Origin of the sequence: Winogradskyella undariae (assembly GCF_013285155.1) — a bacterium.
GTDB lineage: Bacteria > Bacteroidota > Bacteroidia > Flavobacteriales > Flavobacteriaceae > Winogradskyella > Winogradskyella undariae.
Window position 1 is genome coordinate 14,527 of record NZ_JABTEL010000015.1, and the last position, 18,603, is coordinate 33,129.

The following is an 18,603-nucleotide window of genomic DNA, read 5'->3' on the forward strand; positions in this document are numbered from 1 at the left end:
AAGAGTGTGTATTTAAATGCTCATTGTGAGCTCATAATTTTGGTTTTAAAATAAGTTTATAATTGTTCAGTACGGTAACCTTCACATTTCGATTACTACGTTTCAATACTTTTGTAATGCCACCGACTTGTGGAACTGTTGGAATATTGATATCTCCTATAACATCGTCCAGAACTTCACTGGTCGCTTCGGCTCTGAAGTTGTTTTCCACATAAATGCCTTCACTGCCATCTTGTAAATCGAAAGCTTTTAGTTTTGTGGGATGATGATTGATATTCTCAATTTCTATTAAAGCACGATTGGGCTGAAAGCTTATAAAGCCAAATAAAAGTGTGTTCTTGGGCATTTGCTTTCCATTGACTAATGCAGCTTGAGTAAGTCGCATTCGCAATCGCGTATTTGCTTTTACTATTTGGTCTCCATCAACAACGGCGTAAATGGTTGTATCCGTATGACCGATGATTGAAAATGTATTTGGTTTTGGTGCAGCCGCAAAAAATAGTTGATGTTCCAAGCCCAATTCTTTAGCTTGTATTTTTAACTCCCTAATTATTTCTGAAGAATCAATGGCTATTGGGGGCTTCGTTTTTACGTTATGTCGTCCAAAGTTTTGATATTTTAATTCTGAATATTGAATTTTTCCAGCGGCGTATATACTGTCTATAATGCGTTTTTTATGACGTTCTGGTAGTTCTGTATCGTAATACCCCATGGAGTCCATTAATTTTTCATCATAGATACTAGGAGCGTTGGTTTCGCGTACTTCTTTTAAATCATTAAGCGCATCTAATTTAGAATCATATGTTTTCTGGTTGTCTTCTAAATCAGGAATCAACGTCTGTTCAAGACTGTCCTTTTCATTTTCGTCATCTCCCATGAGCATTAGGCTATAAGAAATAAGGAATATGAACACAATGGCTAATACTGCTATAAATACTATTTTGTTCTTTTCTACTTTCATTTGCGGATTTTTTTAGTGACTCAATTTTTAGTGTTTAGCTTTTTTAAGGTGTTCTCAAAATAATTGGTAATCAGAAGACCATGTGGATTGTTTGGGAAGTTCCGGTCAACGCTAATTAAGTTCCCTGTGGAAACTAATTCATAGGTATCGACAATAGAGCCTCGATTAATTTCAAAAATGGTGGTTGTAGTAAACGTATATGAGCCATTGTGTTCCTTTAATTCTGAAGTAATTTGTAGTACTTTCTGAACTAAGGAATATTGTAATAATCGGTTATAAACACCGTCTGCTTTTTTTTGCCGATACAAATTATCTACAGAACTATTGCCTAACCAAAGCGCCTTTTCCAAATTTTTTTCATAATTGCTGGCATCAATATTATAGAAGTAGTTGTGATACAGTTCTAAATGTGCCAAAGCTTCCACTTTAAAATTTTCCTTTTGGTTAATGAGTTTCAGGGGAATAATGCTACCATCTGTATTGATGGCAAAAGCACTATTCATGGCGTTTTTATGGGTCTTAAATGCGACCCAAACGGAAAAAGTGCTCGATAGTAAGGCGCAAATAACCACGGCTAAAACAATAAATCGATTGAGCTTTAATACGTTATAGATGTTTTTGTAGGGTGTTTTCATATTGAGATGGATTAGCTGGTAAATAGTCTTAGCGTAAATGATGTGGCGCGCTTATAGAGTTTAAATTTTAAGAAAACTATAAAGCCAACGGTGCCTAATTCTACAACGGGTGCAAAAAAGCCTTGACCAAAATCGGTCCCAAATAAGTTGGTCCAGAAATTGGTGTTTAATTCCGTATAGATCGCATTGATAAATACATTGACTAAGAAGAAAGCAGGAACTAACATATAGACGGCTGCATAGAGTTTAAAAAAGGTATAGGCAAGTGAACGGAATTTTTCAAATACGGCGAGACTTATAACCAAAGGGAAAAAGGCTTGCATAATTCCTAATAGAAAGAAGCGTTCTGCTAAAAACAAGGGGTAGATAAATAGATCCAAAATCCAAAGCATGGTGCTTAGTATAAAGGCTAAGAGCTTGAATCCATAGAGTGGTGTAAGTAAAACTTCATAAAGTAGGGTCATTGCCATACTTGCAGCATCTAATAAGCCTACATCTTCTTCAAGTGGTAAATCTTGTAGTTGTAATGGTAATAACGCAGGTGCAGTCCCTCTATATTGCCCCTCAATGGCTACTAATATGCCATCAAAAAAACCTAACACCTGCGTTGAGAAAATAACCAAGAGCACAACAGCAAAATTCTTTGCGAGCTCACCAGGACTTAAGCCCCACGAATACCCATCTTTATCCGCAACACCTTCATTGTATTTTTTTAGAATATTGATTAAGAAAAATAAAACCGCTAGCGTTTTCATTCCTGCAATAGTGTATTGCGAGAAGCTGCTGTTTTGTATGGTTTGAAAAATCGTATCGATATACTCAAGTCCAATTCCTAAAATAATCGCTGCGGTCATTTCTAAAAGTTTGTTTCGCGATTATTAACTTTGTCTTGCATTTTTCTAAAGGAAATAATAGCGCTGTAGCGCTTCGTTTTTATCGTGATGTTCACAACCATTTCTTTAGATTCTTGTTCCTTCTTTCTGAGAACTTCAGCACGTTCTGCATCCGTCATTTTTAGATGGTCACTCGATAGGACTTCGTCAATAAAATCTACGGTATCTAAAGCGTTTTGAACTATAGCATCAAAGGATTCTGCAATTCGAGTTACTTCTTCAGGTTGTATATAAGGCGAGTTCAAAATGTCCTGCAAATCAGTTTGCATCACTTGAATTAGACGCTGATTGTTTTGTGCAATTTCCTCAACCGCTCGGAGTTGTTGTACGACACTAGATACTTTTTCTATCGCTTCTTTGGCGTCTTTCAAAAATTGTACAGACTTAATCATTTGCGCAGTTTGTTTGCCCGATTCTACCAATTGCTTGACAAGACTAACAAAATTGGTGTTGTCATAGGTGGGCATGCCTTGGGCAGTAGCCCTACCAGGGCATAAAAGAGTAATACTAAAGATGCCCCCCAAAACTAATGTTTTGATTTTTGTTTTACCTAGAGCAAGTCTATAGCTTAAGTGTTCGAGAATTTTGTTTGATAATTTCATAATATTATAGTTTTGATGTGAATTTTTTAATTGCCATTTCCATATTTTGACACTTGTCATAAATTGCCATTATAGCTTCATTTTCTTGTCCATCAGTTAAGTAAGCGGCATAGACTTCCTTCGGGACTTCGAGCCTGAAAATGTTGCTTTCTTTACCGATTTTGATGAACATTTCAGTATACTTCCGTGAACCAGAAAGATTGTTTTTAATGGATTTTAATTGGTTTAAATCATGGTTTGATAGATTGAGTCTTTTTACAAGTTCCTCATAACCTTTTTCATTATTCAGACTATAGATAACTTGGGTGTTTTCTAAAATACTAGCTGAGGTTGCATTGTCTGGAAGTTGATTAATGGATTGTAGGATGATCCCAATAGCTCCATTTTGTTTTCGTATCGCTTGATAGTAAAATTCAACACTTTCTAAGACATTGTCAAACTTCAGTTGTTTCGCGAACTCATCGAATAAAATGATGCCTTTTTCGGCTCTGTTTTTCCATATGGTTCTTTGGATCGCCGATTTAATTAACTTCAACATTACCGATAAAATTTCCTTATTGTCTTTCACTTCATCTAGCTCAAAAACAATTAAGCGTTTATCTTCTATTTTATACGTCTGATCCTCGCTTACTTCAAATAGAAAACTATATAGACCATCGCCAACATACTCAGACATAACGTGCAAAAAGCTGGTCACATTAAAGTAGTCGGGATGGATTTTTAAGCGACTCAGAAGATCGTTCTGGTGCTTTTCTATATAATTGTAGAAGCCTTCGAGTGAATGCTGTTTAGAAGTGTGATGATAATAATGACGCAATATTTTCTTAACCGAAACCGATTGTGCTTTGGTGACTTTTATATCGGAAGCAAACAGTTCAAATAGAAATACGGATAAATCCTCTAAGCGTTCTGGAGTCAGATCTTTGACCTCGCTGATATAAAAGGGATTGATCCCTAAGTTTTGTCCGCTTTCATAACGCAATACGGTATAGTTTTGAGGATAGAGTTTGGCAAATTTGGTATAAGAACCCCCCAAATCAATGATGACTAATCGTACTCCACTTTCAAAATATTGCCGTAAGATGTTATTAGCTAAAAACGATTTGCCTTCACCTGTGGGAGCGAAAATGGCGAAGTTACGAGCTTTGATGCGCTTCTTATTTTCATCCCAAACATCTTTTAATACCGGAATGTTATGTTCTCTATCGTTAAAAATAATGCCGGTTTTATCGGATTTGTAATTGGTGTTATTAATGAATAGACAAAGCGCGTGTTTCAAATCGGTAACGTATAAATCGTTGTTTGAGAAATTGGATGAAAAGCAACAGTAACTATTCAGGATATAATTTTTGCGTTCTTCACCTCTTGGATAATAAGGAATGATATCCAATTCCTTAAATTCAGTCTTAATTTGTGAGGTGATCTTATCTAAAGTTTTAGCGTCTTTTGACCAATAGATAATATTGAGATGACCACGAATGATTCGTGAATTATCATCGGCATTAATTTGATCTAGAATGTGTTGAATTTTTCCTAGAACGACTTTGTTTTGTGAACCAAAATTGGAACTCTTATTAAGTTCCTCGATTTTCTTATCCAATAGCTTACGCCACTTTTGCTTGTCGTCCAGATAAAGAATCTGGTTAACAATGTGATTCTCGTTAAGTGTAAGCCCTATACCATCAATAAATCCTTGATGAAATACAAAATCGTCCGAAGTAAATTTCTCATTGGTTTTGCTACTTTGTACATTGTCCCCAAAGCATAATTCACTGTTGACGGCAAGCGCATCAAAATGGTTTTCGCCTATGGTGACGTTTTTCTTTTCCAATAAAATGTCCGTGTCGAACCCCTCATTGAAACCATTGAAATATTGACGTGTTAATTGCTGAATAGCTTCTGGTGGTAGTGGAAGAAATTCCATTTTACGACTGTTGTTGATAAAGGAAACGGAATCGTTTACGGCGTTGGAGAAGCTTTTAATATTTTCATCTAGTTCTTGTGCAATGCCTTTTGAAATTGTTTTGAAAGGGTTGACATATTTAGGATGGTTAAGAGCCTTGTTCTTGGTTAAGATGAAGAACAAATAGCAATGGTGTGTTATATGCTCACGACCTTTAAAATGCGCGTGTGTGGCTTTTTCGAGAAAGGTGGTGTTTGGAAGTGGGTCTGAGTTATAAGTTTTTTTGAGATAAATGTCTTGTTTATGGACCACGGTGCCAATAGGTAAGGATTTGAACGCCTGAAACCATGCACTGTGTATATCTTCAAAATCCTTTTCAGATAAGGAATAGATTTCTGGCAGATGCCCCTTATAGCACAATACCACATTACCATTATTGGCAAATACCATATGGTCTTTAATAGCGACAATGGGGTAATATTTTGAAAGGTTAATCGTGTTCATAATTTAAATCAGAAATTCTTTTGTTACTTATAAGTTTTGGAAAGGCTTTTGTCATCTGGAAAAGCTGTGGATGGTTTGTGATCCGTGTTAAAGCCACATATAAGCTGGCATTAAAAAACATCAGACCAATTATAATCCCAAAGCTGAATGAGAAAATGATGATTAATAATGAGGCTAGAACAACCATCATCATTAAGGCAAATAGAGCAATGGGCAATCCAAAAATGACTGCCCGTTTTCTTATGTTCTTATAGACTTCAAACCGTTTCATTAGACAACGATGCCTATGAGGTAAGTAAAGATGCCTACCACTGCACCTGCAATCAATACAAATACGAGAACTCGGGTAATGCCCTTTTTAAGATCTGCGTTTTCTCCAAAGAAATGACCAGCGTTAAAGAGGAAGCCAATTAAAAAAATGACTCCCAAAATAATGGGAAATATGGTTCTTATGGTATCTGAAACATCATTAACGGAGTCTTCAATACCACCAATCTGAGCAAAGCTTGTGGCTGTTGTCAGTAAAAATGCGAATAGCGTAAACATTAATTTTTTCATAAGTGCTAGATTTAGCCATTTATCGAAGGGATCTAAATGGCAGGTTTTGATTAATACGTTATGAAATCTATTACGAAATGAAGCTGACGGAAGGAAATCTCTAAATTTTAACGCTAAGTGGTGTTAAACTTTTGAAGATTGTTAAGGAAGCGGTTGATTCCTTGAATATTGTGTAATCTAAAATGATTATGATGTATACGTTAAATCAAATTATAGTATTACTACTCTGCCTGGTTTTTTTTAATCTTTCTTATACGCAGAATGAGAAAGACCAAGAAAACAAAACAACAGTAGTTATAGATCCTGGACATGGTGGACTGGATTCTGGAGCCATTGGAGTAAATGGTGTATATGAGAAGGATATTGTTCTGAATATCGCTATGGAAATAATTCGACTGAACAATATAATGGAAAACCCTATGGAAATCTATCTAACTAGATATTCCGATACCTTAATTTCAATACGTAATAGAACAGAATTAGCCAAAAAACTAAAAGCTGATGTGTTATTATCAATACATTGTAACGCTTCAAGGAATCCGAAAGCTGAAGGTGCTGAAATTTATATTTGGGATGGCGAAAGTGATTTTTCAAGAGCTTCAATTCTGTTGGCCTATCATTTACAGAGAGTATTCTCTAAGAAAATAGGACTAAAATCTAGAGGTGTGAAGTTTGCTAATTTTCAGGTTTTGAGAGGGTTGTATGAATTTTGTCCTGCTGTATTAGTTGAGCTTGGATTTTTGTCTCATTTTGATGAAGCAACATTTTTAGCTGATAAAAAATATAGTAGTTATATAGCATTGGTTATCATAGAAATTCTATGGAAATATTTTGAAAAATGAAGGAGTTATTAGAAGCGGTTGTTAAGACGTTAAAAGAAGTAATTAAAACTTTTCTAAAAGAAATTCATAAGTTAAAGAACTACAATATAGAATACTTTTAGTGACGAGAAGTATCTTTAACTCCTTAGGTTTTTCGTCAAATAGTATTATGCTTAGAAAAAAATAATCTGCTAAAAACTACTTGTTAGATAAAATAAAACCCTTTAAAAGACTAATGGAAAACCTTATTAGAAATGCCTAGATATTTAATATATTTCCTAAAAAGAAAAGGTAATATTTTGTATAGCTATTTTGTTTTAAATAATGATAAGAGTATTTCTAATCGAATTGAAGAAGTTACGAGAGATTTTTCAATGTTCAACTCATTTGGAAATTCGACGTCTTACAATGATGCGATGACAATTATTCTCAAAAGAAAACCTGACTTGATTTTCATCAATTTTGACGACGCATTAGAGAATCCTTTCGAGTTTGTTAATGAACTAAATAGTTGTTTTGAAATTCTTCCAGAATTTGTCGGAATCTCCACCTCTTTTGAATTCGCGTATAAAGCGCTAAAACATGATTTTAAGGATTACTTAATGGAATCCATTTTGGAATTAGAGCTTAGAAAGCTATTAATGAAATTTAAAAAAAAACAAAAGCTTCAAACTAATAAAAATCTTTGTTTACAATCTTATAAAGACTTTCGGTATATAAATACAGACACTATATTATTTTTAAAAGCAGATAATAATACAACTGACTTTTATATGATAGATGGTACTGTAGTTAGTGCATTTAAGACATTAAAAGTATTTGAGAGTACTTTACCTAATAATTTCTTTCGAATTCATAAGAGTTATATAATAAATAAGAATTATGTATCGAGAATCAACTATGGTAAGTCAAAATGTACAGTTACCAATACAACACATAAGCTACCCTTTACGAAAACATATATTGATAATATTGAATTCATAAAAGAGTCATTGTCTGATATTTCTATTTCTAATTTAAATTAATTTCGCTCTTCTATAGGCGCTATTCACCCTCGGAACCCTATCGTTCACTTAATGTGATTCAAAAGTCATTCTTATAATAGTTTTCTTACTTAGGTTTATCATATAAGAAGCTTCTTCATAATGTATTGAGAATTAAATAAGTCTCAATGCATAACAGGTCACACCTAATTTCAAAGGGTGGCCTATTTGTATAACCTAACATTTTAAATTATGAAGAATCCAAAAAATCTATTCGTTTTATTATTATCTACAATATTATTTTTCTCTTGTACTCCAGAAAGTCTTTTAGATGAAGAACCTGTAGCTACTGAGGATATTTATGCCACTGGTGATAATAGCTCTGGTGAAATAGATAATGATAGAGATAACTAATTTCTCTATCACTATTGATTTAAGCTCTTAAATAATATTTAAGGGCTTTTTCTTTACATTTGTTTTATGTTGAAAAAGAATAAAAACAGGATACTATTATTAACTTGCTTTTTTTGGGTTGCTTTGATTTCATGTAATCAAAACTTACCAAATCAAAATGGTATTGAGTCAACAAATGATAGTATCAATTATTATCTTAAACATAATAAGAATTTGTCTAAGGCAAAGGCTTTAAATGATTTAATTCATAATGACTCACTAAAAAAAGTAAATGTTTTAAAAATAGCTTTTCAGGCTTTTAAAAACTCTGATTCATTACTTTTTAAAACGGCAAATGAAGAAGCTGTAAAACTGTCTGTTAAACTTGAGGATTCTATGGGTATTGCTGAAACGCATTGGAATTCTGGTTCGTTTTATGCTAGACAAGAAAAGTTAGATTCTGCATATTATCATTATTTCCAAGCTCATAAATATTATTCACTGATTGAATCTGAAAATTATGCTGCCAAAATGCTTTATAATATGGCATTTATACAGAGCAGATTAAAAGATTACACGAGTAGTGAATCCAAACTTTTTCAAGCTATCTCTACCTATAAGCGGCTAGGGAAAAATTTAGCACTATATAGATGTTACAACGCACTCGGTAATAATTACTCAGAGTTAGGGGATTTTGAAAATTCAATTGAATATCATAATAAATCTATCAAAGTTCTTCAGAATCTAGAGAATAAGAAATCTTATTATGAGCGCAGTTTGAATGACATAGGCCTGCTTTATCAAACTAAAAAAGAATATCCATCTTCAATACAAACTTTTGATAAAGCCCTTAATAATAGTAATTTAAAAATACTAGACATACATCTATATGCAAGGTTAATTGATAATTTAGCCTATTCAAAATTGCTTAACGGAGATACTTTAGGTATTGAGAAGGATTTAATGGAAGCCCTAAAAATTAGAGACAGTTTAAATAATATTTCAGGCATTACTATTAATAAAATTCATCTTGCCAAGTATTATTTCAAAATCGGTGATACTTTACACGCACTTGAGTATGCTGATAGTGCCAATGAGCTAGCTAATAAATCAAAGAATAATAATGACATTTTGACCTCGCTTTTACTGCTTTCTAGAATTGATAAAGTAAACTCCAGTCATTACTTAAAAAAGCACGTAGAGTTAACTGAAAGCCTACAAAGATACGAGCGAACATTAAAAAATAAATTTGCAAGAATACAATTTGAAACGGATGAGTATATAGAAAAGAGTGAAAAATTAGCACTACAAAAAACGTTGATTTTAACTTTTGGTTTTGCTATTGTATCAATTTTAATATTGTTGTATTTGATAAAAGTACAACGATCTAAGAATAAAGAGTTGCAACAAGAACAGTTACAACAACAAGCTAATGAGCAAATCTATAAATTAATGTTAAAGCAACAGTCTAAATTAGAAGAAGGGCGCCTAAAGGAAAGACATAGAGTATCTGAAGAATTACACGATGGTGTTTTAGGTAAAATTTTTGGAACAAGAATGGGGCTTGGTTTTTTAGAATTAAATGGAGAGTCACACGATTTGGAAAAACATCAGAAATACATTCACAATCTACGAGAAATAGAAGAAGAGATTAGAGATATTTCGCATGAGTTGAAAAATGAAATTTTATCTTCAAATGCTGATTATATATCTCTGATCAAAGACTTAGTTGAAGAAAAAAGCGTCTTGGGAAATTTTGAATATTTTATAGATAGTGAGGATTCTTTTTTTTGGAATGATAGCAACGAAACCATAAAAATTAATATATATAGAATTGTCCAAGAAGCACTCCAGAATATCATAAAGTACTCAAAAGCAAATCAGGTCTCTTTGCTTTTTAAATATAATAATGAGAACTTAGTCGTTGTTATAAGGGATGATGGTGTAGGGTTTAACATAACAAATGCTAAGAAGGGAATTGGGTTGATGAATATTAAATCTAGAACGGAGAGCCTGCGTGGAAAAGTAAAAATCATGTCAGAACCAAATAATGGAACAGTCATTGAGATAAAAATACCATACAACATATAAATGGAAAATTTAAATATACTAATAGTCGATGATCATCCGCAAATTGCTGAATCTTTTAAATTAGCCTTTGAGAAAATTGCCAAGGGAGGCAATCGCTATGATTTTACTATAACTGAAGTAACTACAATCGATAGCGCTAATAATCTTATATTACAATCAAAAGACTTCTATTTCGATGTCATTCTTCTAGATATTAAGCTCCCTAAGTCTTCAGATAATAAATTGCTGTCTGGTGAAGATTTGGGATTGGAAATTAGAAAACACGCTCCGAAATCTAAAATTGTAGTTGCTACGACGTACAACGACAATCATCGAATCAATAATATTTTTAAAAGTTTAAACCCAGAAGGGCTACTTATAAAAAATGATTTAACACCAAAAGCCTTAGTAAATGCTATCGAAGAAGTTTTAGAAGATATTCCTGCCTATACTAAAACGGTAAAACGATTGCTCCGCAAGTTGGCAACAAACGATATTAGTATTGACTATATTGATAGACAGTTGTTATATCAGCTATCTATTGGGACAAAAATGATTGAACTTCCTGATATTCTCAATATGTCTATTGGAGGAATAGAAAGGAGAAAGCGACAATTAAAAGATGTGTTTGATGTGTCTGGAGGAGAAGATAAGGTATTAATTGCTATTGCTAAAGAGAAAGGTTTTATATGATTATTTGCCTTATTATTAGTAAGGTTTGTCATTACTGGATCGATTTTAATTTGTTTTAAGTTGTGGTTTTGTAATAACAAGACCTCCATCAATGAAGAAAAATCATAAGCTTAGTGTTTTTTTATTAAAATCTTACTTAAAAGACTTTACCAATGCTTTAAAAGAAGGATTCAATGATTACGAAGAACATAAAATTAAAACTCAGGCAAATGCGGAAGGATTAATTATAATTGGGATCACAAGAACCAATCCGCCTTCATGGGAACAATTACTGCAAGAAGGTTCTCAAACTAAAATTACGTCACTAAAAAACGCTTCAAATAGAGCTGTTCTATTCTTTAAAGTTAAAGGAAGAGTTTTTGCCATAGCTTTTGGTTACGGAAAGCATATTATTAAGGAAGAACTTATAGAAAGAGATTTTGGATTACGCACTGCACTAAACTTACTCGATTCAGAAAAATTTATAAGTATAGATAAAGCTAATCTTAGTGATATGGCACTTCTCACAAAAATGCAGTCTAGTAGAAAATCGAGACCAGAAGCTTTTAATTTAGATGTTATAAGTGATTTGTTAAGAGGTGTTACAGCTGGTATTAGTAAAAGTTCAAATGATTTAGGAAGCATTATTACAGGTAATGAAGGTGTCTATTTATCTCCAAAAATTAATTTTTTTGATATTCCAGACAAATTAAAAAAGCTCATAAAAGCTTACGAAAGTGAAAAATACAAAGAGAATTTTGACTGGATTGATAATTTAAAAGAAGAGAAAAATCCTAAATTAATAGATCAATTAAGAGATTTGCTAATTGAAGCTTTAAAAAATGAAGACACAACAAATATCCATTTAGCATCTCCTAACATAATTAATTGGGAAAACTATGAAGGTTATGCATATTCATCGGTAAATGATGATTTAAAAATGGATTTAGATATCTCAGACTTCTATTTATACAAAGCTGATAAATTACAAGATCTAAATTGGGATGTCATAAAGCGACTTTCAATCTATTTAAAATATGTAAATAACGAAATTCGTGCCTCTGCTCCTTTTTGGAGGTTTATTAATTTTGAAGTCGAATATAAAGATGCTATTTATCTATTCACTTTAGGTAAATGGTATCAAATTAATAAGAATTATGTAGATGATATTCGTAATTATGTAAAAGGAATCGAAGAATCACAATTAAATTACATTCCATGTGCTAAAGACGCTAGCGAAGGTGAGTATAACGAGCTTCTTGCAGCATCTAATAAAGATTATCTATTGTTTGATAAAAACTTAGTGAAATCAGATTATTACAATCGATCTAATATAGAGGTCTGCGATGTTTTATCTATCTCTAATAAGGAGTTTATTCATGTTAAACCAAGGTCGAGTTCATCAACATTAAGTCACTTGTTTGCTCAGGGCAGAATTTCATCAACAGCAATCTTAAGAGACGATAGCTTTAGAAAGAATTTTAGAGCACGACTAGGTAAAATGAAAGCCACAAGAAATATTGTACCATTAGATAGAAAGCAATTAAAACCAAGTGAATACACAATTACATTTGCCTTAATAGATAAAAAAGACCGCTCTTTTATAGATGCGTTACCTTTTTTTAGTTTAATAAATTTTAGACTAACTCTCGAAAGTCTTATTGAACAAGGCTTTAAAGTGAAAGTCAAAAATATTCTAAGAAATAACACCTAAGTATTTAACTTCAAGCTAAGGAGTTTACTTCACAATTTAAACATTAATATAAAGCTAAATTATAGTTAAATTTTGCAACCCTTACAAAGAGTAAGGTTAACCATTATTTGTCTTTGAAATTTTTGTTTTAACTTCATCAAGTAGAAAACATCTACAAAATAGAAAAATATATTAACCAAATCTTAACTGTAACGTAATCATATAAAGGTATATGGATTCGTGAAGTTCTTAAACTTTATTATTATGAAAATTTTAAAATTCAATTTACTTAGCCTAATTGTTATTCTTGGTCTTGTACTTTCATCTTGTAGCTCGGACGATGATAGTTCTGGAAATCAAAATCCAGACACTTATATAAAATTTACAATTGATGGTACAGCTTACAACTTTACAGATATCCTTACTGCGGAATCTGGTGTTATTACACTTAATGGTAATAATGGTGCTGGTCTTACAGATCCAGGAGATACACAAATAGCACTTTGGATGCCATTGGCTATATCTAATGGCGCTTTTGATGTAGAAGATTCATTCACTGCTGAATACCAAGTGTCATTTACATCAGATGCTTTAAATTTCGACTTCGATTTTGCAGAAAGTGGCACAATGAATTTAACTCAAACTACTGGTGAGTATATAGAAGGCACATTCACAGCTACAGTAACCAATGATGACGACACAACTATTACTATAGAGAATGGTGAGTTTAAAGCTTATGGAATAGAATAGAATTAATTATTAATAAACTCAACGCTTTTTTATGTATTTTTTTATTGATCCTTCTAACTTAACTTTACAAAACGAATACCATTCTTATGGTCCAGTAAGCATAGTGTTAAATAGTGATGGCACGCAAAGTGGTGTTGATGCAACATTAAAATATAACATTACATCCAAATTTAAGCTTACTAATGAGGCTCGAGCATTTGCTTGCCAAAATGGGAGTATTGCCATTGTACAATCTTTAGAAGATGCATCCCTCGTCAATGTTATTTTAAAACCAAGTAATAGTATTGACTTGCCTTTAGATGTTAAGTATTATATCTATAGAGGCATAAAAAGAGATTCGTTGGTTGGCGGTGATAATAATGTTATTGATGCTTCAGACGATAATAACACTTTAATAAACAGGATTTGGTCATTACCAGATATCTACCCAGCTAATGAAAACTTAGGTTATTTAGATAACAATAATATTCCTGCAGATTTTGATAGTATTGATAGAATTTTTGATGAAGATGTTCCGGATGTAGTGCCTTGTTATATTAATGAAGGTGAATGGTTTGGGACATTCACTAAAGATTTTGATATAGGTTTTGAAATACTTTTGAACAATAATAGGTTTGTCGCTTCACATGAGTATGCCAGTGTTGGTAGTTATGAAATTGATGTAAATGGACTAGCGGGATATAATGAAAGAGTGAAAAGAGAGGAAATATTACACTTTATAGATCCAGCAGCTTTTTTCGGAATGTATTTCATGGAAAAAGTGAGTTATTACGATACTGATGGTACTGACAATACTTCTGAGACAGATACCGATCCAACAGATGAAGAAACATTTATATATACTAAACTAATTTCTAAATTTTTTACAAAAAATAAATTGTATTTAGATATACGAAGCGAAAAAGGATATTCTTATAATTTGTATCAAAATTATAGGGATACAGCTGAAAATAATGATAATAACGTTCAAGTAAAGGTTAATCCTGGAACGTCTAATCCTTATATTATACAAGAATATTTAACAGATGAATGGCCCATATTGATCTTAGAAAGTGAGCATGCCACAGGTAATGAAAACTCTTTGCGTTTAAAGTTACGTATTAATGATAATCTAAAGCCAATTCTGTACATGGAGAAGGTTAACATTAGAGGAACAGCTGCTAATCCAGTAACAACCAAAATGACGGAACCTACCAGTAATTACATTAAAACAAAGACACTTATTGATAATCCAGATGATGATGATGATAATGACCGTTTAGATTGGACTAATGAGTTTAGACTAAGATTTCCAAATACTCAAGATGGTAGTACTAGGAATTATATTAGTAATTATTGTAAACTTTATTACTTTAAAACCAAGTATAACACTGAAATTGGTGGAGCTAATGCAGCACCTAATACCGTATTAAGAAATCAACATTATTATGATTCTACCTTTTGTTCTATAGATATTCCTACTATAGGTAATATTGCCAATAAACGTCGATGGGTAGAAAGTGCCAACCCAATCTATGTGAGAGAGCCCTACAACAATGATGGAACAGGCAATTTTCAACTCAATATGATTAATGGCGCTTATTGGGATGATGAACGAGTGTTAATGTATGCTCGTTTAGATTATGAGAATTCAGCTGAAACATCTGAAAAAGAATATCTCAACACCTATGACCACAATTTAAATTTTGAAACAACTGAGTTCAATTATCATCGGAACCGACTTAAATTTATCTGTAAGCCCTATGAAATAGAAGCCGATGAAACTATTAATATTATTGGAATTAATTTTTTTGACAGTGGAGGTTTGGCAGGAGGAGGAAGTTCGGGGGAAAACCATAAGGAAAATTGCATGCTTTTAGGGCTTAGTAGAGATCAGTTGGCAGCTATTCAGGAAACGGGTTTAAATAGTGTGCATCAAAGATTCATCAAATTAGAATTAATGATAGATTTTACGGCAAATACACCATATCATACTACTGAGGCAGATGATGATGATATCCAATATAGATATTACAAATATTTACTTAGGTTGGAAGGCTTAGATGAGAATGGTATGAGAGACATTGAAAATCCGAGCTATCAAGCTAATAATATCGTTCTATACAGTAGAGATAATCAGTTTTTCCATTCGGCAGAATTTTCTGCTGATGAAGAAATTACTCCAGGTTCTAATAGACCAGAGTTTCATATTTATAATGATGGCGTTATCAAGATTAGCGATAATATAGACTTAGCACTATTATTAAATGCAGACGGTACCAATTCTACAAATATATATTATAAGTATTATAATGCTGCTAATACGGTTGCAACAGTTGAAGAAGCAAATATAACTGACATATGTAATCTTGAATTTGTGATGGCTGATAAGATGAAATATATCGGTAATAATTTGGGTAGCCATCCAACTGGATATACTGAGGTTATAAATTACAATGATGCTGGTAATCGAATTGATGGTGTTAGTGCTGGGTTGGTACAAAAAAACAATACAACTGGTGATATTGTTGTTGGTCCAACTACCGTACCTTGTAATAGACCTTATGGTACGAAACGATATTCTCAGGATAAATCCTCATCAGACAGAATAAGAAAAATTTTTATGGTACGAATGGTTACAAATAACGGAAATGGTGAGATTTGGAACTGTACAAATGGGGAAAGAAATTATCATGGATTAAATGATGCACTATATGACCCATTTCGTTTTACAAATGATGACCTTAATATTGATATGCGCTATGCTGCTACTGTAAGATTGTATGCAAATACTTTGTTGGCTGCTGCTGTAATGGGTGGTCTAATACGTTTTTTTGAACTTAATGAAGATGCTAGTTTTGTTGAATCTCAAGGGTTTGCATATCCAGATGGTTCATCTTACCCAAGTAGAGCACATGTCAATGGTCTTGCGTTTGATATGTCATATAAAGGTTCTTTAGATCTTAGAGGCTCTCTAGATTTGACAGAAGAAGAAGCTATTCAAGAGGACGGTGAGTTGATGAATGCTTTATGGTTTTATGGCTTTAATAGTTTTTTAATAGGACAAAATGGCGGTGCAATATACGGAACTTCAGCAAATTATATTAATACTTTGGAAGATGATTATAGAGGGACAAGGTTTCCACATCATGAAGATCATATTCATGCGCAGAGATTTATACCTTTATTAAGGCCTAGGAATAATGAATAGATTACATCTACATATAGACTTGTTAACATTAGTGTTTTGCTGCTTGTTTTTTTCTTGTAATAACACAAAGTCAACCTCTAATGATGTTGTACTTTCAGAGAAAGATTCTTTAAAAAAAGAATTGTATAATGAATACAGCCTTTACTTATGGTACCTCTTGCCAGAAGAAGTAGATTCTCTAATAAATAACTTTGACAAATTCAAAGATAGTATTGATTATCGAAAAAACTACATTTTAATAACTCAAAATAGAAAAAAAGAAATCACTATACTCAAAAGAAATTTAAACACCTACAAACAAAATATACCTAGCTCATTCAAATATTATTTACTACCTAATGAGGTGTTAAAATTTAATAAAGATTCCCTATCAGATTGGATTATCTATAATGAATTATACAAATCACGAAGAGATAAAATAAGTAGTCTTGTAAATTATTCCCATTTTCTTGATATGGATGAGATTCAAAAACTAATAAAAGGAGAATTCACCGATAGCATTTATTACAAAGAGCTAGCATTTAGTCGACATCAAAAAGACAGCACAACTAATTGGACTGCTTATATTAAACGAAAAGATAGTTTACAAGGTATAGTAAACCCAATAGACTCCATATTGCCTTTTGGACCTAAAGCATTAGGACAGCTCATTGCAAATAATCAAAACGAAGTTTCATTTAGTACAAATCAAGATCTCACTAATGATACTAGAAACATTAGAGCTCGAAAAACCATTTATGATACTTGGATGTATTTTTTAAAGCTTCATCCTCCTGCAGGTGAAGATTTGAGCGAAAACTATGTAGAAAAGTTAGCGCCTCCTGTGAGTACTTATGAATATCTCAATTTAGGTATAGATATAGAGAGCGAGTATCAAATGATTAATCCTCGATATGTTGGCTTTCAAACGCGCATTTCTAATATAGGAAAATATGAAGTGTATTATACGACAACAGCTACAAATTACCCTTCTGAATGTAGTGTCCATCTAAAAAAAGCAGACAATTGTTGTTTCGGTGAAGACTACTATTGTGAGAGTACAGGTTATATTATGTTGTATGATAGATTAGAACAGCACAGTGTTATTATACCTGGGTTTGTATTGAAAAGTGGAGGGCAAGGTTATCTTTTAAACACTCAGTTTTTTTATATCAATGACAATAAAATTTACATTTATAGAGGATCAAATAGTTGGTTGGTAAATGCATTCACTATTGAAATATTAAGCAATGGCATTGTGGTCGTAAATGAAGAATGTGTTTTAGACGATGCCATTGATAAAGAAAAATATAATAAGGATGGGCTTAATTCCGTAAGCCTAAGATTTAAACACAATGAAGAAGAATTTTCAACCAAAAGAGATAGTGTTTTCAATAAAATACAGCCATTGGTTTCAACTTATCCATTTGGTTCACCTGCTTTAAAGGAATTGAGTGCCTTTAAAGATAATTTAAAGTTATTAGACTCTACACTTAAGTTTTATCAGTTTCCAGGAAATAAAGAGAGAAAGCATAGTTTTTATACGCTTCCAATTACTAGTAACCTCAATAAAATCAATCTTGGTTACGTAGAATATTGGGATAAAGGGCTTTTGCAAAATCTACAAAAATCATGGATTTGCTCAAACATAGAAATTGACAGCGATGATATTAACGACTTTAAATTGCCTGAAATAAAGAATTACGAGGTTTACCTCAGTATTTATAATGATTATGGAATATTAAAAGGGGTCTTGATCTTATATGATCCAAGGACTCATTTGGCCAACATAATAAACGTTTTAAATGATTATAGTGATGGTAACTTTCGTTTTTTTAACATCAATACAAACAATCAAATTGAGATATATCAAGGCTATAAAAATGAAGCCTTCGAATACGATAATAAAAATAAAATTGGCATTAGCAAAACCCATATAATAAAAGTGTCGTTAGATGGAAAAATTAATGTCATTAAACAATAATACAGTATCATA

15 protein-coding genes are annotated in these 18,603 nt (G+C 32.3%); 9 read left to right on the forward strand and 6 right to left on the reverse strand.

All coding sequences use genetic code 11. The features are described from left to right. Window positions 1-31: 31 nt before the first annotated feature. From traM to HSX10_RS16225, 6 genes are all read right to left on the reverse strand, one after another. On the reverse strand, window positions 32-961 hold the full coding sequence (traM, locus tag HSX10_RS16200) for a conjugative transposon protein TraM (protein ID WP_173589298.1): 930 nt from the start codon (window positions 959-961) through the stop codon (window positions 32-34). 20 nt (window positions 962-981) lie between these two features. Next, a complete protein-coding gene (locus HSX10_RS16205; RefSeq protein ID WP_173589299.1) occupies window positions 982-1,596 on the reverse strand; it encodes a conjugal transfer protein TraK in 615 nt (204 codons plus the stop codon). A gap of 11 nt (window positions 1,597-1,607) precedes the next feature. Then, a complete protein-coding gene (locus tag HSX10_RS16210) occupies window positions 1,608-2,450 on the reverse strand; it encodes a hypothetical protein (protein ID WP_173589300.1) in 843 nt (280 codons plus the stop codon). Between the two features lie 2 nt (window positions 2,451-2,452). After that, window positions 2,453-3,091, reverse strand: a complete 639-nt coding sequence (locus tag HSX10_RS16215; protein WP_173589301.1) for a conjugal transfer protein — start codon at window positions 3,089-3,091, stop codon at window positions 2,453-2,455. Between the two features lie 4 nt (window positions 3,092-3,095). Next, window positions 3,096-5,498 carry a TraG family conjugative transposon ATPase gene (locus HSX10_RS16220; protein ID WP_173589302.1) on the reverse strand — a complete coding sequence of 801 codons (2,403 nt, stop codon included), beginning with the start codon at window positions 5,496-5,498 and terminating at the stop codon, window positions 3,096-3,098. Window positions 5,499-5,768: 270 nt separating this feature from the next. Continuing rightward, a complete protein-coding gene (locus HSX10_RS16225; RefSeq protein WP_173589303.1) occupies window positions 5,769-6,056 on the reverse strand; it encodes a hypothetical protein in 288 nt (95 codons plus the stop codon). Between the two features lie 188 nt (window positions 6,057-6,244). Here HSX10_RS16225 and HSX10_RS16230 point away from each other — a divergent pair, with 188 nt between their 5' ends. From HSX10_RS16230 to HSX10_RS16270, 9 genes are all read left to right on the forward strand, one after another. After that, window positions 6,245-6,898 carry an N-acetylmuramoyl-L-alanine amidase family protein gene (locus tag HSX10_RS16230; protein WP_254453257.1) on the forward strand — a complete coding sequence of 218 codons (654 nt, stop codon included), beginning with the start codon at window positions 6,245-6,247 and terminating at the stop codon, window positions 6,896-6,898. A gap of 233 nt (window positions 6,899-7,131) precedes the next feature. Then, window positions 7,132-7,902, forward strand: coding sequence for a LytR/AlgR family response regulator transcription factor (locus HSX10_RS16235; protein ID WP_173589304.1), 771 nt, complete (start codon window positions 7,132-7,134; stop codon window positions 7,900-7,902). 210 nt (window positions 7,903-8,112) lie between these two features. Continuing rightward, complete coding sequence (locus HSX10_RS16240) at window positions 8,113-8,274, forward strand: hypothetical protein (protein ID WP_173589305.1); 162 nt, start codon at window positions 8,113-8,115, stop codon at window positions 8,272-8,274. 66 nt (window positions 8,275-8,340) lie between these two features. After that, window positions 8,341-10,344, forward strand: coding sequence for a tetratricopeptide repeat-containing sensor histidine kinase (locus HSX10_RS16245; RefSeq protein ID WP_173589306.1), 2,004 nt, complete (start codon window positions 8,341-8,343; stop codon window positions 10,342-10,344). After that, window positions 10,345-11,016: a response regulator gene (locus tag HSX10_RS16250; protein ID WP_173589307.1), complete on the forward strand. Its 672-nt coding sequence runs from the start codon at window positions 10,345-10,347 to the stop codon at window positions 11,014-11,016. It abuts the gene before it with no gap. A gap of 91 nt (window positions 11,017-11,107) precedes the next feature. After that, the gene (locus HSX10_RS16255) at window positions 11,108-12,709 is read left to right on the forward strand and encodes a TIGR04141 family sporadically distributed protein (RefSeq protein WP_173589308.1); all 1,602 of its coding nucleotides are present in this window, start codon (window positions 11,108-11,110) and stop codon (window positions 12,707-12,709) included. Between the two features lie 243 nt (window positions 12,710-12,952). Then, window positions 12,953-13,438, forward strand: coding sequence for a hypothetical protein (locus HSX10_RS16260; RefSeq protein ID WP_173589309.1), 486 nt, complete (start codon window positions 12,953-12,955; stop codon window positions 13,436-13,438). A 31-nt stretch (window positions 13,439-13,469) separates the two neighbouring features. Next, window positions 13,470-16,628, forward strand: coding sequence for a hypothetical protein (locus tag HSX10_RS16265; protein WP_173589310.1), 3,159 nt, complete (start codon window positions 13,470-13,472; stop codon window positions 16,626-16,628). After that, a complete protein-coding gene (locus HSX10_RS16270; RefSeq protein WP_173589311.1) occupies window positions 16,621-18,591 on the forward strand; it encodes a hypothetical protein in 1,971 nt (656 codons plus the stop codon). Before HSX10_RS16265 ends, HSX10_RS16270 begins: the two co-directional genes overlap by 8 nt. Window positions 18,592-18,603: the final 12 nt, after the last annotated feature.